Source organism: Lacrimispora sphenoides (assembly GCF_900105215.1).
GTDB classification, from domain to species: domain Bacteria; phylum Bacillota; class Clostridia; order Lachnospirales; family Lachnospiraceae; genus Lacrimispora; species Lacrimispora sphenoides_A.
In genome coordinates, this window is record NZ_FOIP01000002.1 from 269,582 (window position 1) to 292,959 (window position 23,378).

Below are 23,378 nucleotides of genomic sequence, written 5' to 3' on the forward strand. Positions count from 1 at the left end.
TATTTTTCTTGTAAAGAGGAGCGGATGTACGAGGGTGGTTGGTTGGCTGCTTTTTTTCCTATGGCAGATTTGCATCAATACGGAAATATTTTTTTTCCATCCGGTAATAAATTTGATAATGACATTAACGTCAATTTTGTCAGTTGGTATTATTTCTTATGAAGGGATATTTTGGAAGCGGTGTTCATTTCCTTTAACTTTCGTGATGATGTGGATGCTTTTGGAAGGGATAGCAGAAGCTGCCTATTCATATCTGAATAATGGGCAAAGTCCGACATTTTTGTTTAACTCTATTTCTTCAAAAGTCTTATTGTTTCTAGTAGTGATGGGAATCCGACGGTTTATGAACCGCCATGGAGGTGGAAGAGTGGCTTATGGCGGAGGCGCCCATATAGTCATATTTTTGTTATCAGGAATGGTGTTATATCCTATCTTTTATATGCTGGTAGAAACATCGGAAATAAAAGGAACGGATACCTTTGGCTGGCTGTTTATGGCAGCGCTGATATTAACGGTTATGAATCTATCCATGTACCCCATTTACTTAAGATTAGTGGAAACCATTCAGCTAAAAAGGAATTCTTCTATGTATGTAAAACAATTGGAAAGCTATGAAAAACAGCATGGCCTGGAGGAAGCAGCGGCAGAAGAGATACAGGAAATGAAACATGATATGAAACAGCACCTGATCTATTTACAAGAGCTGACAAAATCTGATCAAAAAGAAAAATTATTAGTGACTTTGGAACATTTGATCGGCCAAACAGGGAGCATAGGACGATTGGAGTCAAGAACAGGAAATTTGATAATAGATGCTTTTGTAAATCATGTGTGGGAAAAGACCTGTAAAAAAGGGATACTTTTACATACAAAGCTGGATGTGCCTCATGTGATGAAGATAAAAGATGAAGATCTGGGGGTTTTGCTGGGAAATGCCTTGGACAATGCGGTAGAGGCTTCAGAACATGTAAAAAGGGGCAAGGGAGAGATTTGGATAGAGATAACGTATGAAAAAGGATATTTGTATATTTTCGTCAGAAACCGCTATCAGGGAAAAATAGAGTATAATAAAGAAAACAGACTGGAAAGCCAGAAAGAAGAGGCATTTCATGGCTGGGGGATTCACTCGATGAAGAAGATAGCAAAAAAATATCATGGTCATGTGGAATTGGATTGGGAGGGAGATATATTTTCATTGGAAACTATATTATACGATGATATATAATTAAATTTAAAAGAACGATTTCATGAAAGACAGGATGACATTGAAGCATAAGCTGGATGTCATTTTGTCTTTTTTATTGGTTCCATTTCATTTAAAAGTTACATATAAACCGTTAATAATTACATGGAAGGGGAAAAACGCGAAAAATATAGTATATTGTAAAAAAATAAAGGGGAGGTTCTTTGCTGATATAAAGATTTAAAAAGCATTCAGGTTGCGAAAATGTATTTTGAAGGTTTGGTCTGGCGATTTGAGAGAGATAAGGAATTAATAAAGTAAGAATCTAAGAACCAGTTAAAGAAAGGCTAAAGATTCCGAGTGATTAAGTGGAATCAATAGGAGGTCATAATTATGCAATCATATTTTGTACAAATGAACGAGGATTATATTAAGAAACATTACCCGAACCGTTCCGTATTTTCTTCGGTTAATAAATCTAATCAGAAAAATGGAATAGGTATTTATGCCTTCTTTGGTATTCTTATGGTGATGTCAGGATTGGGAACTGCTTGGGGGATCGTAACAACGATAGGATGTATAAAAGAAGGGGAAAGTGATATGGTTGCTCCAGGTTTATTTATCATTGGGTTTTTCTTTGTCATTTTTGCTATTTCGATTTTTACAATAATATTCACCCATAAGCGGAATAGCCTAGGTGCCGAGGGGTTGATTAAAAAAAGCGCTAAAAATAGTGAGTGTAACGAAAGTGAAATTCGCGAATTTGAGCTTCAGGCAATGGCTTCCGATAGCTTTATTCTTGCGCTCACAGGGAAGATGAAAGCTATGTTATCCGGGCAGAAAGATGGGATACTGACTAGAGATTTCATCTATTTAGCCGATTGTAATAATATTGTTATGAAACGCAGCGATATTGTTGGGGCTTTTCTTGTAGAACGGACATTTTATATTAATGAAAATAAATATACCCGCAAACCTGTTAGATATTTAACAATAACTATTGTTTCAAATAAATGCATTCAAACGTTAGCAGAAACTTCAATAGAAGCTGGCAAAGCTCTTTTAACGATGCTTCAAGAACAAAACCCACAGATTGATACAAAAGACTGCAGTGTCATACAGGAGAAGGAACATAATAAATACTGTAAAATGATGCTTTCTTCTCATTCATAGTAATAGCAAACTATACATAATCCTGTTGAGGGGTATAAGTAAACCGTAAAAGTTTAAACTCAAGTTTGCAGGATACTAATTAATAAGATAAAAGAGGGATCAGCTATGAGTTTAAGAAACATATATCGTAAAATCGCTAAAGGGCATGGTGTATCGGTTGCAGAAGTAAAAAGAGAAATGCAATCGGCAATTGACTATGCTTATAAAAAGAATGATAAATCTGAGCGTGAAAGGGTTATTCAAGAGAGTTTTTCTTGTAAGGGAGAAGTGCCTGATGCGGAAGAACTTATTAACGCCTCGGTTCGTAAATTAAAAGGCAACAGATCATAATAATGAATAAAAAATGACTACATATACCTCATAGCAGATATACGTAGTCATTTGAATGATTGGGCGTGTAATTTTATAGAATATACTCTTATTGTTTTTTCTCACAATTTGAAATATAATAAACAGAATAATTACAATCTGGAGGAACGACCCCAATGGCAAACCAAAACCAATTTTGCACCTGCACAGAAACCACCTGCAAACTAAACCCATGCAATCACAATCTTGGCTGTGACCCATGTATCCGAAAGAATTTAAAGCAAGGAGAAATCCCTGGCTGTTTCTTTCACCTAATCAGTGATGATACATCTCAGCTTAAAGAATTTACTATTGAAAGTTTTGTCCAGTTCTATTTAAAAAATAAAGAATAGACGTTACGCTAAGCCTTCACCGGTCCGGCGGTTGTTTACATAATATTGCCTGATTAAAATAACGCCGATCACATCTGCAAGAGCCCATCCGATAGGAATCGCCCACCAGATCCCAACCATTCCGATCCAATTCACAGCGGACAGTATATAAGCCAGGATAACTCTGGTACCAAGGCTTACAACGGTAAGTACAATGGATACCCCTGGCTTTCCGATCCCACGGAATAGGCCATAAAACATAAACAGATACCCGATCAGGCAATAAAAGCCAGCTACAATAGAAAGGTATTGTACACCAATCCTCAATATCTCTGTTTCACTTTTATTAATAAAGATATACATCAAAGGTTTTGCAGATACTAATATTAAGACGGAAATAATAACGCAGTAAATGGTTATTAATTTAACTGCGGAGCGTATTCCGGTGTAAATACGTTTTTGCTTTCCTGCACCCATATTTTGGGCGATAAAGGTAGAAAAGGCGTTGCCAAAATCCTGCACCGGCATATAAGCAAAGCTTTCTATTTTAACAACTGCAGCAAAAGCTGCCATTGCAGAAACACCGAAGCTGTTGACTAAACCCTGTATCAGCAAAATTCCAAAATTCATAACCGAATACTGAATGCTGGAGAGTATGGAGAAATTTGAAATTTTTTTAATAATACTCTTATTAAAATACAAATGCTCCCTTTTAAGACGGATCAGAGGAACGCGCAGCATGCAAAAAAGAGCAATGCCAATGGCAGAAAATCCTTGTGCAATGATTGTGGCATAGGCAGCACCGGCAATCCCCATCTGAAGTGGAACAACGAATATGATATCCAGCACGATATTAATAACAGCAGATAGAATTAGAAAGATAAGCGGCACTACCGAATTACCTATGCTCCGCATAGCAGCGCTGAAGTAATTATAAATATATGTAAAACTAATCCCATAAAAAATAATCTGCAGGTAAATCTTTGCGTCCATGAAAATTTCCTCAGGAATATTGATAAAGGTTAAAATCTCATCAATAAAAATGATGGAGCACACATTGATAATAACTGTGACGATTCCAATGAAAACAAAAGCGGTAAAATAGCAGTTTTTTAGTTTATCAATTTCCTTTGCACCATAAATCAGGGAAAACACCACACTGCTTCCCATGCAGAATCCAATGATGATAGAGGTCAATAAAACCATAACAGAAAATGAACTGCCTACCGCAGCAAGGGCATTGGAACCAATAAACTTTCCAACAATCACCGTATCTGCAACATTATATAATTGTTGAAATATGTTTCCTATGATCATGGGGATAGCAAAATTTATCATGGCCTTTGTTTCATTGCCGTTGATCAGATCTCTTGTAGTATTCATGTTTAACTATAGAATCCTTTCAAAGTATTAATTGCGGCAGGGAAAATCAGTTTGTGAACAATTTTTAAAACTTCATTGTGTCATGTAACCCCTTATTTATGCAATGCATAAAGGGTATCATTAGAACATCCTTTTGTCAATAAGTAAGGAAATAGCGATATTGGTAAAAAGGAGCCGCAAAGCAGGAACATTAAGACTTCCTAAGGGCCTTAGAAAAGGCTTTTCTTTTACCTTAATCAGGCGTTCAGAAATGAGCGTCTTTTTTCGTGCCTAAAACCATGATGAAAGTGAAGCATATACAGCATCATTTTTACCAATCCTTTTATCCCGGCAGCATCCCGTTCCAGCTCCACCCTGCATGAGATGGTATTCTTGACAATTGATGAGGCATACAAGCTAAAAATATGTATTTTCCATTTTTTAGGTGTATAAATTGCTAAATAAAATCGACGAGATTGAAAAATAATTAAAAACATTGTTAATTAAATGTCTAGTAAAACGTAAATCATTGTGCGAATCATACAAAAATTAAAAAATGGATTATCTGGTTTGGATGATGTATTGTAAGAAAAATTTCTTTAAAATAAAACCATGGATTCGAATCGATAGAAAAAAGATTCAGGAGGTAGCACAAATGGATATTTCCATCAATGAGATCAGGGAAGCATTGGACTGGATGTCCTCTTATGGGAAAAACCAAATAGGAGGAATGACCAGGCTCCTTTATTCCAGGAGTTGGCTGGAAGTACAGCTGGCCTTAAAGGAAAAATTTGAGCAAATAGGAATGGAAACTAGGTTTGACGAAGTGGGGAATTTATATGGAAGGATTATTGGAACGGAACCGGAATCCGGTACCATTGCCACAGGCTCCCATGTGGATACGGTAGTGAATGGAGGGAACTTAGACGGTCAGCTTGGAATCTTTGGAGGATACTTAGCTGTTAAGAACCTTCTTGAAAACCATGGAAGACCGAAAAAGAATCTGGAGGTCATTTCCATGGCAGAAGAGGAGGGAAGCAGATTCCCCTATGTTTTCTGGGGAAGCAAAAACTTATTTGGCCTGGCAAAAAAAGAAGAGGTCGAAAATCTCACAGATTCAGAAGGAATCAAATTCGTGGATGCCATGCATGAGTGCGGATTTGACTTTAAAAAGGATGCTGTTGGTTCCATGAACGATGTAAAGGCATTTATTGAGCTGCATATCGAGCAGGGAAATACCCTTGAGATGGAAGGAAAATCCGTAGGAGTGATCACTGGAATCGTGGGGCAGAGAAGATATAACATCACCTTAAAAGGTGAAGCAAACCATGCCGGCACAACTCTCATGAAATACAGAAAGGATGTAGTCCAGGTATTTTCTGAAATCGTATATGATTCCTTACATAAAGCCAGAGCCATAGGGGACCCGTTGGTTTTAACCTTTGGAAAAATAGAAGTAAAACCCAATACCGTAAACGTGGTCCCGGGAGAAGCTTTGTTCACAATGGATTGCCGCCATACGGATAAAGCTCTTTTAAAAAGCATAACTACCGAGCTGGAAGAAAACATGAAGCATATCGCAAAAAAACATGGGGTGGAAATAGATTTAGACATATGGATGGATGAGAAGCCTGTTCCAATGAATGATGAAATGATCCGGCTCATAGAGAAGGTTTGCAGGGAAAAAAGCTTGAATTACCGGATGATGCACAGCGGTGCAGGCCATGATTCCCAGATCATAGCGCCCAGGATTCCTACCGGCATGCTTTTTGTCCCAAGCATTAAGGGAATCAGCCATAATCCGGCGGAACAGACAGAACTATCGGATTTGAAGCAGGGAATTGAGGCATTAACGTCATCTCTATATGAATTATCATATCAATAGGAAAAGTGAGGGGCATTATGGGAGATCAAAGTTTAGCAAAACAACTGCCAAAGGATTATTGGAAGACAATCGTATTTACCTTCTGTTTAGGCTGGGTAGTCATCTGGATCTACCGGTCCATGCTGTCGCCCATCTATTCGGAAATCCAGGGGACAGTCGGGCAGCACTCTAATACAGCAATGGGACTCATAGCAAGCTGTTATTTCTTTGGATATACGTCGTTACAGATACCATCTGGGTTCTTAGTAGACAGATTCGGACAGAAAAAGGTTCTCATACCGGGCTTTCTCCTCTTTGCTATAGGAGCCTTCAGCATTGCCATGTCAAGGTCCCTTAATACGATTTACATTGGCAGCGTTTGCGCTGGAATAGGCTGCGGAACGTATTACGGCGCCGCCTTTTCTTTAACAGCGGAACACGTGCCGCCTGAGAAAAAGGGGATTGCTACGGCGATTGTCAACAGCGGTTCTGCTCTGGGTCTAATCCTGGGAATGACAGGTTCCAGCTTTATCGTTAAGACCCTGCATATGCCCTGGCAGACAATGGTGACGATTTCAGGAAGCCTCATCGTACTTTTAGTTATCTGGTTCGCCATTGCGATCAAGGACAGGGGAAGGCACCATGACATTCAGAAAGAAAATAAAGAAAAAGCACAAGATGCAGTTTCAGGATCAGAGAAAAAGGTTTCTTTGCTTTCACTTAACATGATTTCCTGCTACATACTGTATTTTTCCACCTGTTATGCCTATTATCTGATCGTAACCTGGCTTCCCAAGTTTTTAGAGTCTGAGAGGGGGATCACCGGCGGAATGATTGGCCTTGTTGTTTCCATGATATCGGTTACGGCAGTACCGGGAGCGCTGTTCTTTGCAGGACTGTCCGATAAGTTCAGAGGAAAAAAGGCCCTGATCATCATTGGCTTAGAGCTTTCCGCATTTGTACTGGTGGCATTATCCATGTCAATGCCCAATGCGTTATCCCTGACCATCATTTTACTGCTGTATGGGTTCCTGGGTAAGATGGCCGTTGACCCTGTCCTCATATCCTATGTGTCAGACAGAGCCAATAAAAAGAACATGGCAACCACTTTGGGACTGTTTAACTTTTTCGGAATGTCCTCATCCATTATCGCACCGGCGGTAACAGGATTTATTATAGATAAAACCGGATCAGGCACCGCAGGCTTTTATATCGGAGCATTGCTGCTGATTTTAGGAACCATACTATTCCTTATATTTAATGCAAGGACATTTTTCAGTAAAGCAAAATAATTACAAAATAAAGGAGAAATTATCATGAGCTATCTAAATCACATAACAGGGTACCGGGAAGACATTTTATCAAGCCGTTCCATCGTAAAAAGGGGGAACTTCGCATTAATAGAACCGGATGGCCTGGTGAAAAATGTGGTACCTGGATTTGAACAATGCGCAGTTACTATTTTAGCCTCTCCAAAGCTGGGAGCTTCCTTCGTAGATTATCTGGTAACAATGGAGCAGGGCGGAGGCCATCCAAAGGGATTTGGAGGAGAAGGGATCGAAGTATTCCTCTATATTCTGGAAGGCAGGGTAAAGGTGAAAAATGTAGATAAGGAAGAAGAACTGACAGAAGGCGGTTACATTTATTCTCCTGATGGAAATTTGGTAAGCTTTGAAAATATAGGAGATACCCCGGCAAGGGCATTTTTATATAAGAGGCGCTATAACAGAATCGAGGGACACCAGGCTTATACGGTTTGCGGAAATATTGGAGATGTGCCGTTTACTCCTTATGAGGGAATGGAAGATGTAGGAGTTAAGGACTTTCTGCCGTCAGCATCTGACATTGGATTTGATATGAATTTTCATATCTTAAGCTTTAAGCCCGGGGCCTGCCATGGCTATATTGAAACCCATATCCAGGAGCATGGCGCATACATCTATTCAGGGGAAGGAATGTACAACCTGGATAATCACTGGATTCCTGTTAAAAAGGGTGACTATCTGTTTATGGGTGCTTATAGCCTGCAGGCTGCATATGGAGTAGGACGAAATGAAGAATTTGCCTATGTGTATTCAAAAGACTGTAACAGGGATGCAGAACTATAAAAAAATATAACCGAAGAAAGGTTGCATATCTTATGAGATTAACGGAAGGACAATTACATGAATTAATCAGCAATAAGCTTCAAAAGGCAGGGCTTACCAAGGAACATGCGGATATTACCGCAGATATCCTTACATGGTCTGATGCAAGAGGGATCCATTCCCATGGAGCCGTCAGAGTAGAGTATTATTCGGAACGGATAGCAAAAGGCGGTATCACCATTCAGCCGGAATTTAAATTCGAGAAAACAGGCCCGGCAAGCGGAATATTCCATGGAGACAATGGCTCAGGCTATGCAGCGGCAGTGCTTTCCATGAAAGAAGCCATTAAAATGGCGAAGGAAACAGGGGTTGCAGTGGTTGGAGCCAAGCATATTTCCCACAGCGGCAGCTTGGGATATTATGTGGAGATGGCCGCTGAAGAAAACCTGGTTTCCATCTCCATGTGCCAGTCCGACCCAATGGCAGTTCCTTACGGAGGATCAGAACCTTACTATGGAACCAATCCCATTGCCTTTGGAGCTCCGGGAGCTGATGGCAGAAATATCATATTTGATATGGCGACTACGGTTCAGGCCTGGGGAAAGGTACTGTATGCCAGGTCTAAGAAGGAACCCATTCCAAACACCTGGGCAGTGGATGTAAACGGCAACCCCACAACCGATTCCACGTTAGTAAATGCCCTTGTCCCTATTGCAGAAGCGAAAGGATACGGACTGATGATGATGGTGGATGTGCTGTCAGGCATCCTTTTGGGCCTGCCCTTTGGAAAACATGTAAGCAGCATGTACGAAGACTTATCAAAAGGCAGAGATCTGGGACAGCTGCATATTGTACTGGATCCAAACAAATTTGTAGGCCTGGATCAATTTAAAGAAAACATAACCACTACCATGGAGGAACTGGCCGCTATTAAGCCGGCAGAAGGTTTTGAAAAGGTGTGCTATCCGGGAGAACGGGGGCTTTTGAGAAAGGCCGGTTATGACAAGGATGGGATAGAAATCGTAGATGATATCTATCAATACTTGATCAGTGAAGATATCCATTACAACCGCTACGACCACAAGAACAAATTTGCCGAGTAAGAACGCGCAATGATTATAGTTAAAAGGAGAATCGTAACATGATTAAAACGATAATTCGTAAAGGAAGTTATCAGGATTCCGTGGTTCTTATGTTGCTGACAAATAAAATTTCCTCCATGCCGGGAATACATAAAGTCTCCATTATGATGGCAACACCCGCAAACAAAGACTTATTTAAGGCGAGCGGTCTGGAGACTCCTGAATTAATGGAAGCTCAGTCCAATGATATGGCAATTGTGGTAGATGTGGAATCAGAGGAGATCATAGGGCAGGTTTTAAAAGAGGCGGAGGAATTTCTAAACAACCAGTCCAAAAGTTCCTCCGGAAATGAAGAAAAACACATCGTATCCTCCTGGGAACAGGCTATTAAAAGAATGCCGGATGCCAATCTGGCAGTCCTGTCCATACCTGGTATGTATGCGGCGGCTGAGGCCGAAAGGGCACTTGATGAGAATTTAAACGTATTTATTTTCAGCGACAATGTATCAAAAAAGGATGAAATATATCTGAAACAAAAGGCTCATGAAAGAGGCCTTCTGGTCATGGGACCGGATTGCGGGACTGGTATTATCAAGGGGGTTCCCATCGCCTTTACCAACCATGTCAGGATGGGAAAGATTGGAGTCATTGGTGCATCCGGTACAGGAATCCAGGAGGTTACCACCATCATAGACCATCTTGGGGAAGGGGTGGCAAATGCCATCGGCACAGGCGGCCGGGATTTATCGGGGGAAGTAGGCGGAATCACCATGCTTGATGCCATTGACGCCATGGAAAAGGATCCCCAGGTAGAGGTGGTGGTCATCCTGTCAAAGCCTCCGGCAAAAGAAGTAAGAGATGTGATTGTAAACAGGCTTTGGGATTATGAAAAGCCTGTGGTGACCCTGTTCCTTGGGGAGAAGCCGGAGATACATGAGGAGAATTTCTACCATGCCTGCACCCTGGATGAGGCAGCCAGGATCGCGGTTTCTTTAGTAAGAAACGAAGAAATTGCAAAGGATACATGGAAACCGGAGGTACAGGAAGGATTTAAAAAGGAAGACCATAAGACGATAAAAGGCTATTATTCCGGAGGAACTCTGGCGGCGGAGGCTGTAATGCTTATAAAGGATACCATTGGCATTACCGGAGCAGGAGGAAAGCAGGAAGGTTATCTGCTTAATACACAGGGCTATACCATCATAGATCTGGGAGATGACATCTATACCGTGGGAAAACCGCATCCCATGATCGACCCCACAAACAGGATCTCATGCATGAAGCAGGCCCTGGAGGAAGAGCAGACAGGAGTCATTCTGTTCGATCTGGTACTGGGATATGGTTCTCATGAGGACATGGCCGGAGTTCTTGTTCCGGGGATCCTGGATATGATGGAACAGGTGAAAAAGCAGGGGCGAAAGGTTTATTTTGTATCGACGATTTGCGGAACCAGAGGGGATATGCAGAATTATGATATGCAGAAGAAAAAACTGGAAGATATCGGTGTCATACTTTGTACCAGCAATAAAAGAGCGGTGGAAACAGCTCTCTCACTGATCGGCCATCCATACGTGGAGAAGGAAAAAACGATTCTTCCCAGGGAAAAGATGAAGGCAGATAAGGATCATACCGTATCCGAAAAGATTATGGAATTGTTCGGGCAAAAACCCAGAGTCATCAATATCGGACTGAAAGGTTTTGCCGATGTACTGGAAGAATTCTCATGTAAGGTCGTGCAGTATCAATGGACGCCGCCTGCAGGAGGGGATTTAGAGATGATCAAAGCCCTGCAGTATTTAAGAGGTTACAAGTTTTCCGGGCTGTAGGAATCGGTAAAAAGACTTATGTGGATATAAGGAGGTTCTTATGTTGTACAATACAATCGACGATGCAAATCAGGCGGTCATACAGAAAATAATCCTTGCTTCACCGGTTTTATTGGATGTGATACCGGCTAAAACCGTGATGAAAGAATTAAATCAGGGTAAGGTACTTCTCCATGCAGGACCGCCTATCCGGTGGGAAAATATGACCAGCTCTATGAAAGGCTCCTGTATAGGTGCCGCCCTGTTTGAAAAATGGGCGGCTACCAAGGAGGAAGCAGTGAAGCTTTTAAGCCAGGGAGAGGTGGATTTTATTCCCTGTCACCATGTGGATGCAGTAGGACCTATGGGAGGCATTACTTCTGCTAACATGCCAGTATTTGTAGTAGAAAATACCACGGATGGGAACAGGGCCTATTGTTCCATGAATGAAGGAATTGGCAAAGTTCTCAGGTTTGGTGCATATTCCAGTGAGGTGATCCTAAGATTAGGCTGGATGAGAGATGTACTGGGACCGGTACTTTCTATAGCGCTTAAGGAGTCTGAAAAGGGGCTTGCTATTAATCCAATGATCGCAAAGGCCATTGCCATGGGGGATGAATTCCATCAAAGGAATATTGCAGCTTCCCTTCTATTCTTAAAAGAGATGTCCCCAGTCATATCAGGTCTTTCCATAGAAGAGGAGAAGAAAAAAGAAGTCATTCAGTTTCTGGCTGACACGGATCAGTTCTTCTTAAATATTATGATGGCAGCTGCCAAGGCGGTAATGGATGGGGCGCGAAAGATCACAGAAGGTACCATTGTGACAGCAATGTGCAGAAATGGAGAAAACTTTGGGATCAGGATCAGCGGCATGATGGATGAGTGGTTTACAGCTCCTGTAAACACTCCCCAGGGCCTTTACTTTACAGGATATTCCGGAGAGGATGCCAGTCCGGATATAGGAGACAGCGCCATCACGGAAACCTTTGGCGTAGGAGGAATGGCAATGATCGCAGCACCTGCTGTTACCAGGTTTGTAGGAACAGGCGGCTTTCAGGATGCACTTCGCATCAGCAATGAGATGATGGAGATTGTCATTGGCCAGAATCCCAATTTTACCATTCCTACATGGGATTTTCAGGGAACCTGCCTGGGCATTGATGCGAGAAAGGTAGTAGAAACAGGGATCACTCCTGTGATCAATACGGGAATCGCCCATAAGGAAGCCGGTGTAGGGCAGATAGGAGCGGGAACCGTTCATCCGCCTATTGAATGCTTCCAAAAAGCAGTGATGGCTTATGCAAAAAAACTGGGATATAAAGGGTAAAGATATGAGAAGCTTATCAGTAAAGTTGGCAGCGTCAGAGCTGTTTGAAGCATTAAAAGAAGATGAAGCTTATAGAATCCACAGCCAATTTGAGAGTGGATGCAATCTGGCGCTTCCTCCGTTCCTTTGCTTTATTGGAAATAAAAACGAAGCCCTGGTTCCATATGGTATTTTATTAGATAAGGAGGATCTGCCTGTATTACTGAAACAGGCAGCCTCCTCCAGCTGTTTTCGGTGGAATGAGAAAGAAAGGACCTTGTATTCGGATTCCATCCGGCTTTGCTTAAAAAATACCCGGAAATACAGCAGCTTTATTCAGAAAAGGGATTATTCCATAGACTGTGAAGGGCTTTCCATGTTTGAGAGGCTCATTGATTGGAATCTTCCTACAGGATTTGGGGAATCCATAGGCTCTTTTTTGATAACAGAGAAAAAAGAAGTGGAGGAATTATATCAGGCATTTTCCAAACCAAAAGAAGAGGCTGAGAAAACGATAAAGAGATGGATCGGAAGAGGGAGGGGGCTGACGCCTTCAGGTGATGACTTTCTTATGGGGCTTCTATATATGGACAGAATTTGCCCTATATTGGAAATGCCTTTTCTTCAGAGCTTAAAGGCACTCATTGACCATCAATACACCACAGATATCAGCGGACATTATTATCATTGTGCATTGGAAGGGTATTTTAATTATGTTTTGGTGGAACTGCTGGACGCCTTGATTCAAAAGAACTCTCCGCAAATGAAGATGTGTATAGACAGGATAAAGATGATAGGTTCTACCTCCGGCTGCGATATGTTGTTAGGTATGGCAGCAGGGGTTAATTTTATCAAAGGTGAAGCAAACATATAATGGGAGGTCCGTGAATGAAAAAAATGAAATTATCAATGACAGTGCAGATCATGATTGGAATGGCTGCGGGACTGCTGCTTGGAATCTGTCTGGGAGATAAGGTGAAGGATATCAAGTTGATTGGAGATATCTTCCTGCGTCTCATTCAAATGTCTGTCGTGGTAATGATCATGGGGGCGGTCACTGAATCGGTGGCTAATTTAGATCCTAAAGAATTGGGGAGATTTGGGGTAAAGATGCTGCTCTGGTTTCTGCTGACCACGGTACTGGCGGCAGCAGCAGGAGCAGCTTTGGGCCAATTCTTTTTGCCTGGAAAAGGACTTTTTCTCCCTGCCTCCGACCAGATTGTTCAGACGTCAGATAAAGGGCTTTATAACATCATTCTTGATTTTTTACCCAGCAATATCGTTCAATCTATGGCAAACTCCAATATGATCCAGGTAATTATATTCTCCGTATTATTCGGTGCATCTCTCGGATCCTGCCGCGTAAAAAAGGGAAGCAGCCAGCTTATGGGAGTCATAAAGGAATTTAATGAAGTAATATTGGGAATTGTACATAAGGTCATGAACCTGGCTCCTTTGGGGATCGGTGCCCTGTTAGCCTATACCGCGGGCACAACAGGTATTAAGGTCATTATGCCATTGATCAGGTTTCTCCTAATATTCGGGTGCGGCTCTCTCCTGTATCTGGTCCTCATCATCATATTTGCCTCCTTTTACTGTAAAACCAATCCGTTTAATGTTGGAAAAAAGCTGTTTAATATGACAATCGTAGCATTTACGACAACCTCTTCCGCAGTTACCCTTCCCACGAAAATGGAGGACAGTGAGAAGAAGCTGGGAGTCAGCAAGAAAGTATCAGGAATCGTAAATCCTCTTGGAATGACTTTGAACAGCAATGGCTTATCCATGTTTCTTGCCCTGGCATGTATTACGGTTTCGCAGATTTATGGGATTCCCCTTCCCATGCCCCAATTAGTACGTGTGATAGTTTTGTCAACGTTAGCCTGCCTGGGTACGGTGGCAGTGCCTGGAGGAGGCCTGGTGGCACTGGCTATTGTAATTCCTGCACTTGGGCTTCCAATGGAAAGCATTGCTTTCTTATCCAGCATAGACTGGTTTTCCGGGATGTTCCGCACCATATTGAATGTGGATATTGACGCCCTGGTTGCCATGATGATAGCAAAGGATGAAAAGGAACTGGATTACGGGATCTTAAACGGAAATCAATAATCAGAGGATTTATTTATAAATGCCGGATTGCCAGGCTGGCAGGGACATAGTATAATGAGCGCAGGTGAGAAGAATGTGCTTGCACAATGAGCGAACGATAGATGACGATAAACGATTCCGAATGTAAAAAGAGGGGCTTAATATGACCATAGGGAGATTACTGGAAGAACCAATATTTCAAAATCTAAAGGTGCTGAATAAAAAGGCTGATTTAAGCAGAGAGATTTTCACGGTTGAGTCCACGGAAACGCCGGATGTTGCGTCTTATTTGCCGGAGAATACGTTATTGATCACTACCGGGATGGCGTTTAAGGAAAACCAGTCTGGATTGTGTGAATTTATTCTAAGTCTTAACCGCCTGCCCTGTGCTGGGCTTGCTATTAAGCTGGGACGTTTTATCGATCATCTGGAGCCGGAGGTCATAGACCTTGCAGACCAGCTGGAATTTCCCCTGATTCAGATTCCTTATCACATGACATTGGGTGAAGTTTTTCAGCAATTATTGGCTTATATCTGGGATAATCAGAACGCAGAACTGACCTTTGTCTTAAACACGCAGAAGAAATTTTCTGCTTTGCTTCTTCAGGGTGCTTGCATGAGTGTCATGATGAACAATTTAGGGCTTGTCATTAAGAAGCCGGCCGCATTATTAAATCCCTTTGGTGAAGTTGAGGCTGCGACCCATACGTGTCAAAAGGATTATTTAAAGGCGGCACAAAACCTGTTCTATGATCTGTCACTTTATGAAAGAAGAACTGACAGTTTTGAGAATTTCGTTTATGTGTCAAAGATTAAGGAAAAGGTTTGCATCTATCCGATTCAGACGGTGGGAAAAAATCCTTATTATCTTTACATCTATGGCGGCCAGGAAAAGGAAGATACCTTGTCTGGCATGGTGATCGAACAGCTGGTACTGGTGTTTGGCATCTTTCTATATAAGAACCTGTATGTGAGATGCAATCCATTAAAGCAAAAAGAAGCGATTTTACATATCCTTGTCAATAAATATAAGAAAGAACGGTGGTCCTCTGCCCAGCTATACACGGTCGGGGAGAAGTATGGGCTAAAGCCGGCAGCCGGCTATAAGATAATCCTGGCGACCCTGGAGCCATTTGGAGGAAGAGAGTTTGATTTCCTAAACTTATCCCACAGGGAGGAACGGTACATCTTAATCTATGACTGGCTTAGCAGGAAGCTGCAGGAGAAATTCCATGGGGATATCATCATTTTTCCGGAGACCCTGACTTACCAGTATATTTTGCTGATACAGGGAAATTACAGGGAGCTGGAGAAGATTCTGGAGGAATACCACGAGGCTTTGCAGCATTTTTTACAGGTCTCTGTCACGTTTTCCTTTGGAAATGGTGTGATGGAGCTGGAAACCATCGGAAATTCCTATATTACGGCATTGGAAAGCTATCAGTATGGGGAAGAGAAGGAGAATATTCCCTATATTAAATATTTCAAGTCAACCGATGCCAATGAGCTGTTTAAAATGGTATCCAGTGAACAGATCAAAGGATACTGCTTATACCATTTAAAGGGCTTAACGAATCCTGAAGATGAGATGACATTGGAGCTTAGGAGGACACTTAAGACGTATCTGGATTGCAGATGCAGCGTCACGGAGACTGCCAATCATATGTTCCTTCACAGGAATACCATTAAATACCGGATTAAGAAGTGTGAAGAAATTCTCGGCAGGGAAATCGTTGATGCCAACTACTGCTTTCAATTGCAGTTAAGTCTGGTGTTATTAGAACAGAATGAATGAAAAAGGAATGATAGCATAACGGATAAAAAGGGAAAACGCCCTGCAGAAAGTTTAAAAGCCTGCAGGGCTTTTTTGTATCTTACCCATTTGAAACAAACAAAAATTTACCGTATCATTATGCCGCTTTTCATTTACCGTTGACGTCATTTGAGTGATAAAGTTAATATAACCTAAAGAAAGCGAGGAGGAAGTGTATGAAGATCTTAGCCATTACGGCATGTACGGCAGGAATCGCCCATACGTACATTGCCAAGGAAAAGCTGGAAAATGCAGCAAAGGAATTGGGAGACTATATCAAGGTAGAGACTCAGGGCTCCATTGGGGTGGAAGATGAGCTTACCCCTGAGGATATCCGTGATGCGGATGTGATTTTGATTTCCGCGGATATCCGGGTAAACAAAGACCGTTTTGCAGGAAAACCGGTCGTTGAGATTCCAATCAGCATGGTAATGAAATCTCCAAAAGGAGTAATTTCAAAGATTCACGAAAAATTGGGGAAGTAGCCGAAACGCAGCAAAGAAAAGAATATGGAGAAAGAGGGGAATACAATGGCAAGGCAAAAACTTGATATTAAAAAACATGTTATGACTGGAATTTCTTATATGATTCCTATTGTTGTATGCGGGGGAATTCTTTGTGCACTGGCAAAAGGGTTTGGCGGATATGACATCGGCAATGCCGTAGAGGCAGGGGCAACACCGTTTACAAACTTAAATCCCTTTTCATGGTTAGGCTTTTGGTGGGGAGTGAATAAGTTAGGTTCCGTAGCAATGGATTTTGCGGTAGCGGTGATGACGGCCGGTGTGGCTTATTCGATAGCGGGGCGGCCTGGAATTGTGCCTGGTATTGTAATCGGCTACTGTTCGTCCCAATCCAAGGCAGGGTTCCTGGGAGGATTACTGATGGCCTTTATCATCGGTTACTTTGTAAACTGGATGAAGACCTGGAAGCTTCCAAAATGGTGCGTAGGGCTGATGCCGGTTATGTTCATACCGGTGATATCGACCGTGGTATGCGGCATGATTTTCCTCTGCGTGTTCTCAATTCCACTTTCCTTTATTATGAATGTGTTCCAGCAGTGGATCATCTCCTTAAACGGAGGAGCAAAGGCTGTAATCGGTGGAGTTATCGGCGCCTGTATGGGATTTGATATGGGCGGTCCCATTAACAAGACCGCTTCCATGGCTGCTAACGCTCTGGGAACAGATGGAATTAACGGTCCTATGGCGGCCAAGATCATCGGAGGTATGACCCCTCCTATCGGAATATTTATCGCAACCTTATTAAGGAAAAACAGGTTTTCAAAAGTGGAACTGGAAACTGCTAAAACGGCGCTTCCCATGGGTCTTTGCTTTATTACGGAAGGTGTTCTTCCCTTTGCGGCAGCGGATCCTGCAAGAGTAATCCCCAGCAGCATGATCGGTTCGGCTGTGGCCGGTGCCATTGCAGTAGGCATGGGCTGCGAGTCAGTAGCAGGTCATGGAGGTATATTCGTAGTTCCCATGATGAAGAATCCTATGTGGTTTTTAATTGCCCTGGTTATTGGGTCTTTGGTGACAGGAGTAATCTATGCAGTTCTTAAGCGTCCTTTAGACGAACAGGTGGAAAAGGAAGAGGAAGAACTTGACTTTGATTTGGATATTAATATCCAGTAAGACTTAAGGATAATATGGAACGCCCTACGGGCATACCTTTATGCCCAGAAAACATGGGCATAATTAAGGAAAGGAAGAGGAAAGCATGTTAGTATCAATGAAAGCCATCCTTGATGATGCAAATAAAAATTACTACGGTGTTATGGCGATGAACAGCATTAATATAGAGATGGCAAGGGCGGGAATTATGGCAGCAGAAGAGGAGCATTCTCCCATTATTATGCAGTTTGGACCTGGACAGATGAAAAATCATGCCCATGCGGAAGAAATGCTTCCGGTGATAAGGGAGCTGGCGGCAAGAGTCCATGTACCGGTTGCCCTAAACCTTGACCATGGTTCTGATTTTTACACCATTGCGGACTGCATCAACCGTGGATTTACCAATGTTATGTACGATGGTTCCTCCCTGCCTTATGAGGAGAATGTTAAACGCACGGCTATCATCACTGCTCTTGCTCATGGAATGGGCTGTTCCGTAGAAGGGGAACTGGGACATGTGGGCCAGGCGGATCATGAGGACGATGCGGATACGGATTTGTATACCGATCCTGACCTTGCAATGGATTTTGTAGAAAAGACAGGCATCGATGCTTTGGCTGTGGCAATTGGCACGGCTCATGGGGCTTATCCAAAAGGAAAGATACCGAAGCTGGACTTTGAACGGCTTCACCTGTTAAAAGAGACGTTGAACATGCCATTGGTACTTCACGGCGGTTCCGGTTCCGGAGAAGAAAATTTAAGAAAGGCAGTTGCCGGAGGCATTAATAAGATCAATGTATGCACGGATGCCTTTGAAGCAGGAAAAAAGGCCATGCTTATGGAAATTGGGCAGAATCCGGAGACCGATTATATGCATCTTTGCATGGCGGCGGAAGCAGGGATCAAACAGTTTGTAAAGGACTATATGAAGGTGATCGGTTCCAGCGGAAGATATATATATGGAGCAGCAAAGCAGGCAGGAAATGAGTAATTCCTAAAGAATTGGGGTGTTTACTTGAAGGAAGATAAGATCGCATTATATAACAATAAAATATTGCAGTGCCTGATAAACGGAGAAACTTACACCATACTGCAGCTTGCCGATAATGTGGGATTATCTGAAAAAACGGTGAGGACCCGTATGAAACAGCTTGATGAATGGCTGGAGGCGGAAGGGCTTGGCAAAATAGAAAAAAGGCAGGGAACCGGGATATGGCTGGAGCTTGACGGCAGGCAGAGAAAGATCCTCGAAGGCCGCCTGGAGCAGGGGGAAGACCCTGCCGGGGATTTGGATAACCGGAATATACAGCTTATAGGCAAGCTTCTCAAAATGAAGCCTGGAGAAGTCGTGACTCTTCAGCAGCTGGCAGACAGCCTCTATTTAAGCCCTCCCACTGTCAGCAATCTGCTGAAAGATATAAGGTCATGGTTTGAGGAACGGAACATAAAAATAACAGCCGTACGGAACAAAGGTATATGCCTGATAGGGAAGGAGTACAGCTTCCGGATTGCAATCAAGGACTATATGCTGGATATGCTGCCGGAAATCATGGAGGCGCTCTTTGGAACCTATGCACCGGGAGTGGATGCGGCCCGCATCCGGCGCATGGTCGTGGAAGCGGAAAACGCCTGGCGAATCGAGCTTGCCGACCATTCCTTTAAGATGGTATGGATCATGACCTGCCTCTCTGTTTCCCGAAAAGGTCTTGACGATGGACTTCTTTCCAGCAATATGCACGAGGAAAATATCCAGCGCTATAATGAATATTCCTTTGCCGAATCCATTTACCAGAGGATCGGAAGGGAATATCAGATTAACTTAACAGAGGATGATACCGTTCTACTGGCGGTGTTGCTGCTTTCGGCTAAAAAACTGAAAACTTTTACCGATGTCAGTGACGAAGATTATGCCATGCAGTATGATAAGAATCTGGAGCACTTTGTAAAACTGGTGATCGAAACCATTGGTGATCTGCTGGAAGCAGACATTTCCGGGGACCAGATGCTGTATGAAGGCCTGTTGATCCATATGAGGTCGGCCATATTCCGGATGAAGTATTCCACGGTTGCGGGAGACAGCATAAGCAAGTATGTTAAGAACGAATACAAGCAGACCTTTCTGTCTGCCTGGTCGACCAGCAGCTTGTTTGAGGAGTATTACGATGTACAGGTGACAGAGGATGAACTGGCAGGAATCGCACTTTATATCCAGGCTGCCATAATCCGCAGAAAAAAGGGGAGACCCCTGACCGCACTGCTGGTGAGCCAGAGGGGCATGGCTGCCTGCCAGCTTTCCATTGAGATGATTAAATACAGTATTCCTGAGATCACGGACATACAGGCGGTCAGCCGCCATGATTTTAAATTGTCCCTTCATCCGGAAACGGATATCATTATCAATGGATCCGGCCTGGATTTAGATGATTCCAGGGTGGTTACAGTGGAAGACCGTATAAGCGAAAAGGAAATTGAGATCATACGGCGGAAGGCCGCCCAGGTTTCCAGGCTAAGGAATAAACCGGATTTCCAGTTTAACAGCTTATGCCACCAGTTGTTTGAGGTCGATTTAATCCTGGTAAGGCCTCAGGTCAGGGATAAAGACCAGCTGATCACCATGATGGTGAAGAGGCTGGAAGAAAAGGGAGATGTGACTCAGAATTATCTGGAAAGTGTATTTGACAGGGAAAGGGCTACAACGACTAGTATCGGCAGAGGCATCGCTATTCCTCATGGAAACATGGCAGAGGTGAATGAAGCCCGCATTGTGGTGGCTATTTTAGATAAACCGGTCAAATGGCATGAGGATATGGTTGATACCATATTCCTTCTTGCAACAAAAATGACGTCAAAATTTGAGATAAAAAGGACAAAGCAGTTTTATAAAGATTTTCTGCTGCTTACAGAGAATGACGAGAATATGGAGGCAATGAAACGGTTGGAGTCATCTCTGGAAGTCTATCAGTATTTTATCAAGTAAGGGGAGAAACAAGATGGCAGTAAAAGAGATTCTGGATAAGAGAGTCATTGATTTAAATATGAAAGCAGGTAATAAGGATGAGGTGATCCGCCATCTGGCAGGCCTCTTAAAGAAGGCGGGATACGTGGAGGATCTGGAAGGCTACATTAAGGATGTATATTTAAGGGAAGAGGAAGGAATCACAGGGATCGGAGGACATGTGGCCATTCCCCACGGTAAATCCGATTTTGTGGATAAGGTAGGGATTGCAGTGGGCAGAACGGAGCAGATGGTGGAATGGGAGTCCTACGATGAGGAGCCTGCGGACCTTTTCTTCCTGTTTGCAGTGCCCTCCGATAGTGAAGGTTCCAAAGACCATCTTCGCCTGATTGCAGAATTGGCGGGTAAGCTTGGAAATGAGACCATCATGGGAAAACTGCAGGCTGCGTCTACTTATGAAGATTTACTGGACGCATTTTCATAAAGGAAGATCATGGAGGTTTGGTTATGGAAATGAGAGAGATAGGAAAATCTGGAATCAGGACCAATGCCCTTGCCCTGGGCTGCTGGGCAATCGGCGGCGGAGAATGGTGGGGAGCCAATGACGATGAAATGTCAGTGAAAACCATCTTAAGAGGACTGGAACTGGGGATCCACTGGATTGATACTGCCAGGGTTTACGGCTTTGGACATAGTGAGGAAGTCATCGGGCAGGCGTTAAAACAGACGGACCGCAGCCGTGTCATCCTTTCTACCAAATGCGGACTCCAGTGGTATGACCATGGCGGAGAGGTGCATTTTACAAAAGAAGGCAATACCGTGAGCAGGGATCTATCCCCCAAAGCCATACGGAGGGATTTGGAACTGAGCTTAAAAACCCTGGGAACGGATTATATTGATGTATATTACACGCACTGGCAATGCAAAACCTATGGGAAGGTACCAGTGGCTGAGACCATGGGAGAACTTTTAAGAATGAAGGAAGAGGGAAAGATCCGGGCCATCGGTGCTTCCAACGTGGATCTGACAGTTCTTAAGGACTATGTAGCCGCAGGAGAGCTGGATGTGATTCAGGAAAAATTAAGCATCCTGGACAGGAAAGCGGAAACAGACCTCCTTCCATTCTGCGAAGCAAACGGGATCACCCTTCAGACCTATTCCCCCATAGAACAGGGACTTCTTGCCGGGAAAGCCCCGGATGATTATATACCAGCAAAGGGAGAAGTCCGGGACGGAAAAACCTGGTGGAAGCAGGAGAATATCAGGACAGCAAATGAGATGCTGGCAGGCTGGAAGGACTTAACGGATAAGTACCGGTGCAGCCTTGCAAACCTGTGCATCAAGTGGAATTCCATGGTTTCTCCTAATATCAATGTGCTTTGCGGAGCCAGGAAACTGTCCCAGATCGAGGATACCGCAAAATCCATGGACATTCCTATGTCACAGGAGGACTATTTAAGGATGAGAAGGGATGCGGACAAGGCCATAGGAAAGCAGGTTTAGAAAAATAAATAGACGGAGAGGAATGGAAACAAATGAAAATTGCATTATTAAATGAATTCAGTCAGTCGCCTAAAAACGGGATTATATTAAAGGAGTTAAAATCAGTAGCAGAACCAATGGGGTATCAGGTATATAATACAGCTATGGAAAAACCCCTGTCAGACCAGGATGTGCCTGAGGCATACACCAAGGAAAATCCCAGGCTTACTTATTTGCATTTAGGCATTCAGGCAGCCCTTCTTTTAAATTCAGGAGCGGTTGATTTTGTAGTTACCGGATGCGGTACGGGACAGGGAGCATTGATGTCCTTAAATATGTATCCGGGAGTCGTGTGCGGCTACTGCATAGAGCCAACGGATGCCTATCTGTTTTTGCAGATCAATAACGGAAATGCTTTATCCCTTCCTTTTGCCAAGGGCTTTGGCTGGGGAGCGGAACTTAACTTAAATAATATTTTCACCAGGGCATTTGGTTCCCCAAAGGGAATGGGATACCCGGAAGACAGGAAAGAGGCGCAAAACAGGAATGCCAACCTTCTTTTTGAAGTAAAAAAACAGGTGGCAAAACCACTTTTGGAAGCTCTTAAATCCCTGGATCCCCAAATGGTAAAGGAATGCATGATTCCAAGATTTCTGGATTGCTTTTATGAGGGATGTAAGGATGAAGAAATCAAGGCTTTTGTGGACCAGATGGCCGCGGAAGCAAATGGAAATTAATCATATGTTTTTACTCTATATGAAGTAATTCCTGCAGAAAAATACAAGGTGTCTTTTACGAGAAACATGTACCTAAACGGTTTGTCATGTTACTGGATGGGCCGCCTCTGTTTTCTTCCCCTCTTTTTTGTATTATAATTTTTA

At 43.0% G+C, this 23,378-nt stretch carries 21 protein-coding genes; 20 read left to right on the forward strand and 1 reads right to left on the reverse strand.

Annotated features, from left to right (window positions below; all coding sequences use genetic code 11):
• The first annotated feature begins 367 nt into the window (after positions 1–367).
• The 4 genes from BMW45_RS17945 (at position 368) to BMW45_RS17965 (ending at position 3,057) form a co-directional block, all read left to right on the forward strand.
• Entirely contained in the window at positions 368–1,225 is an 858-nt protein-coding gene (locus BMW45_RS17945; RefSeq protein ID WP_166433417.1) for an ATP-binding protein, read from the forward strand.
• 351 nt (positions 1,226–1,576) lie between these two features.
• A complete protein-coding gene (locus tag BMW45_RS17955) occupies positions 1,577–2,356 on the forward strand; it encodes a hypothetical protein (protein ID WP_092247194.1) in 780 nt (259 codons plus the stop codon).
• 105 nt (positions 2,357–2,461) lie between these two features.
• The gene (locus tag BMW45_RS17960) at positions 2,462–2,686 is read left to right on the forward strand and encodes a sporulation initiation factor Spo0A C-terminal domain-containing protein (protein ID WP_092247197.1); all 225 of its coding nucleotides are present in this window, start codon (positions 2,462–2,464) and stop codon (positions 2,684–2,686) included.
• A 155-nt stretch (positions 2,687–2,841) separates the two neighbouring features.
• Positions 2,842–3,057 (forward strand): DUF6485 family protein, encoded by a 216-nt coding sequence (locus tag BMW45_RS17965; protein WP_092247200.1) that lies wholly within the window; start codon positions 2,842–2,844, stop codon positions 3,055–3,057.
• A 3-nt stretch (positions 3,058–3,060) separates the two neighbouring features.
• Here BMW45_RS17965 and BMW45_RS17970 read toward each other — a convergent pair whose 3' ends face one another.
• On the reverse strand, positions 3,061–4,419 hold the full coding sequence (locus BMW45_RS17970) for an MATE family efflux transporter (RefSeq protein ID WP_092247203.1): 1,359 nt from the start codon (positions 4,417–4,419) through the stop codon (positions 3,061–3,063).
• A gap of 634 nt (positions 4,420–5,053) precedes the next feature.
• Between BMW45_RS17970 and allC the strand changes: the two genes are divergently transcribed.
• The 16 genes from allC (at position 5,054) to BMW45_RS18050 (ending at position 23,234) form a co-directional block, all read left to right on the forward strand.
• Complete coding sequence (allC, locus tag BMW45_RS17975; RefSeq protein WP_092247206.1) at positions 5,054–6,283, forward strand: allantoate deiminase; 1,230 nt, start codon at positions 5,054–5,056, stop codon at positions 6,281–6,283.
• Positions 6,284–6,300: 17 nt separating this feature from the next.
• Entirely contained in the window at positions 6,301–7,554 is a 1,254-nt protein-coding gene (locus BMW45_RS17980) for an MFS transporter (RefSeq protein WP_092247209.1), read from the forward strand.
• Between the two features lie 24 nt (positions 7,555–7,578).
• Entirely contained in the window at positions 7,579–8,370 is a 792-nt protein-coding gene (gene allE, locus BMW45_RS17985; RefSeq protein ID WP_092247212.1) for a (S)-ureidoglycine aminohydrolase, read from the forward strand.
• Between the two features lie 32 nt (positions 8,371–8,402).
• The gene (gene allD / locus BMW45_RS17990; RefSeq protein ID WP_092247215.1) at positions 8,403–9,452 is read left to right on the forward strand and encodes an ureidoglycolate dehydrogenase; all 1,050 of its coding nucleotides are present in this window, start codon (positions 8,403–8,405) and stop codon (positions 9,450–9,452) included.
• Between the two features lie 38 nt (positions 9,453–9,490).
• Positions 9,491–11,257, forward strand: a complete 1,767-nt coding sequence (fdrA, locus tag BMW45_RS17995) for an acyl-CoA synthetase FdrA (RefSeq protein ID WP_092247218.1) — start codon at positions 9,491–9,493, stop codon at positions 11,255–11,257.
• 40 nt (positions 11,258–11,297) lie between these two features.
• Complete coding sequence (locus tag BMW45_RS18000; protein ID WP_092247221.1) at positions 11,298–12,563, forward strand: YlbE family protein; 1,266 nt, start codon at positions 11,298–11,300, stop codon at positions 12,561–12,563.
• Positions 12,564–12,567: 4 nt separating this feature from the next.
• A complete protein-coding gene (locus BMW45_RS18005; protein WP_166433418.1) occupies positions 12,568–13,416 on the forward strand; it encodes an oxamate carbamoyltransferase subunit AllH family protein in 849 nt (282 codons plus the stop codon).
• Positions 13,417–13,430: 14 nt separating this feature from the next.
• Positions 13,431–14,651 (forward strand): dicarboxylate/amino acid:cation symporter, encoded by a 1,221-nt coding sequence (locus BMW45_RS18010; RefSeq protein WP_092247227.1) that lies wholly within the window; start codon positions 13,431–13,433, stop codon positions 14,649–14,651.
• A gap of 142 nt (positions 14,652–14,793) precedes the next feature.
• Complete coding sequence (locus tag BMW45_RS18015) at positions 14,794–16,425, forward strand: PucR family transcriptional regulator (protein WP_092247231.1); 1,632 nt, start codon at positions 14,794–14,796, stop codon at positions 16,423–16,425.
• Positions 16,426–16,619: 194 nt separating this feature from the next.
• Complete coding sequence (locus tag BMW45_RS18020; protein ID WP_025232016.1) at positions 16,620–16,928, forward strand: PTS fructose transporter subunit IIB; 309 nt, start codon at positions 16,620–16,622, stop codon at positions 16,926–16,928.
• A 45-nt stretch (positions 16,929–16,973) separates the two neighbouring features.
• Entirely contained in the window at positions 16,974–18,080 is a 1,107-nt protein-coding gene (locus BMW45_RS18025; protein WP_025232017.1) for a PTS fructose transporter subunit IIC, read from the forward strand.
• An 85-nt stretch (positions 18,081–18,165) separates the two neighbouring features.
• A complete protein-coding gene (locus tag BMW45_RS18030; protein ID WP_025232018.1) occupies positions 18,166–19,050 on the forward strand; it encodes a class II fructose-bisphosphate aldolase in 885 nt (294 codons plus the stop codon).
• 24 nt (positions 19,051–19,074) lie between these two features.
• On the forward strand, positions 19,075–21,036 hold the full coding sequence (locus tag BMW45_RS18035) for a BglG family transcription antiterminator (RefSeq protein WP_092247234.1): 1,962 nt from the start codon (positions 19,075–19,077) through the stop codon (positions 21,034–21,036).
• Between the two features lie 13 nt (positions 21,037–21,049).
• Complete coding sequence (locus BMW45_RS18040) at positions 21,050–21,499, forward strand: PTS sugar transporter subunit IIA (protein WP_025232020.1); 450 nt, start codon at positions 21,050–21,052, stop codon at positions 21,497–21,499.
• Positions 21,500–21,522: 23 nt separating this feature from the next.
• Positions 21,523–22,518: an aldo/keto reductase gene (locus BMW45_RS18045; protein ID WP_092247237.1), complete on the forward strand. Its 996-nt coding sequence runs from the start codon at positions 21,523–21,525 to the stop codon at positions 22,516–22,518.
• A gap of 32 nt (positions 22,519–22,550) precedes the next feature.
• Positions 22,551–23,234: an RpiB/LacA/LacB family sugar-phosphate isomerase gene (locus BMW45_RS18050; protein WP_025232022.1), complete on the forward strand. Its 684-nt coding sequence runs from the start codon at positions 22,551–22,553 to the stop codon at positions 23,232–23,234.
• Positions 23,235–23,378: the final 144 nt, after the last annotated feature.

Excerpts from the sequence above, each read along its gene's own strand:
- BMW45_RS17955 (WP_092247194.1), top strand. The coding sequence starts at position 1,577 with ATGCAATCATATTTTGTACAAATGAACGAGGATTATATTAAGAAACAT.
- BMW45_RS17960 (WP_092247197.1), top strand. The coding sequence starts at position 2,462 with ATGAGTTTAAGAAACATATATCGTAAAATCGCTAAAGGGCATGGTGTA.
- BMW45_RS17965 (WP_092247200.1), top strand. The coding sequence starts at position 2,842 with ATGGCAAACCAAAACCAATTTTGCACCTGCACAGAAACCACCTGCAAA.
- BMW45_RS17970 (WP_092247203.1), bottom strand. The coding sequence starts at position 4,419 with ATGAATACTACAAGAGATCTGATCAACGGCAATGAAACAAAGGCCATG.
- allC (WP_092247206.1), top strand. The coding sequence starts at position 5,054 with ATGGATATTTCCATCAATGAGATCAGGGAAGCATTGGACTGGATGTCC.
- BMW45_RS17980 (WP_092247209.1), top strand. The coding sequence starts at position 6,301 with ATGGGAGATCAAAGTTTAGCAAAACAACTGCCAAAGGATTATTGGAAG.
- allE (WP_092247212.1), top strand. The coding sequence starts at position 7,579 with ATGAGCTATCTAAATCACATAACAGGGTACCGGGAAGACATTTTATCA.
- allD (WP_092247215.1), top strand. The coding sequence starts at position 8,403 with ATGAGATTAACGGAAGGACAATTACATGAATTAATCAGCAATAAGCTT.
- fdrA (WP_092247218.1), top strand. The coding sequence starts at position 9,491 with ATGATTAAAACGATAATTCGTAAAGGAAGTTATCAGGATTCCGTGGTT.
- BMW45_RS18000 (WP_092247221.1), top strand. The coding sequence starts at position 11,298 with ATGTTGTACAATACAATCGACGATGCAAATCAGGCGGTCATACAGAAA.
- BMW45_RS18005 (WP_166433418.1), top strand. The coding sequence starts at position 12,568 with ATGAGAAGCTTATCAGTAAAGTTGGCAGCGTCAGAGCTGTTTGAAGCA.
- BMW45_RS18010 (WP_092247227.1), top strand. The coding sequence starts at position 13,431 with ATGAAAAAAATGAAATTATCAATGACAGTGCAGATCATGATTGGAATG.
- BMW45_RS18015 (WP_092247231.1), top strand. The coding sequence starts at position 14,794 with ATGACCATAGGGAGATTACTGGAAGAACCAATATTTCAAAATCTAAAG.
- BMW45_RS18020 (WP_025232016.1), top strand. The coding sequence starts at position 16,620 with ATGAAGATCTTAGCCATTACGGCATGTACGGCAGGAATCGCCCATACG.
- BMW45_RS18025 (WP_025232017.1), top strand. The coding sequence starts at position 16,974 with ATGGCAAGGCAAAAACTTGATATTAAAAAACATGTTATGACTGGAATT.
- BMW45_RS18030 (WP_025232018.1), top strand. The coding sequence starts at position 18,166 with ATGTTAGTATCAATGAAAGCCATCCTTGATGATGCAAATAAAAATTAC.
- BMW45_RS18040 (WP_025232020.1), top strand. The coding sequence starts at position 21,050 with ATGGCAGTAAAAGAGATTCTGGATAAGAGAGTCATTGATTTAAATATG.
- BMW45_RS18045 (WP_092247237.1), top strand. The coding sequence starts at position 21,523 with ATGGAAATGAGAGAGATAGGAAAATCTGGAATCAGGACCAATGCCCTT.
- BMW45_RS18050 (WP_025232022.1), top strand. The coding sequence starts at position 22,551 with ATGAAAATTGCATTATTAAATGAATTCAGTCAGTCGCCTAAAAACGGG.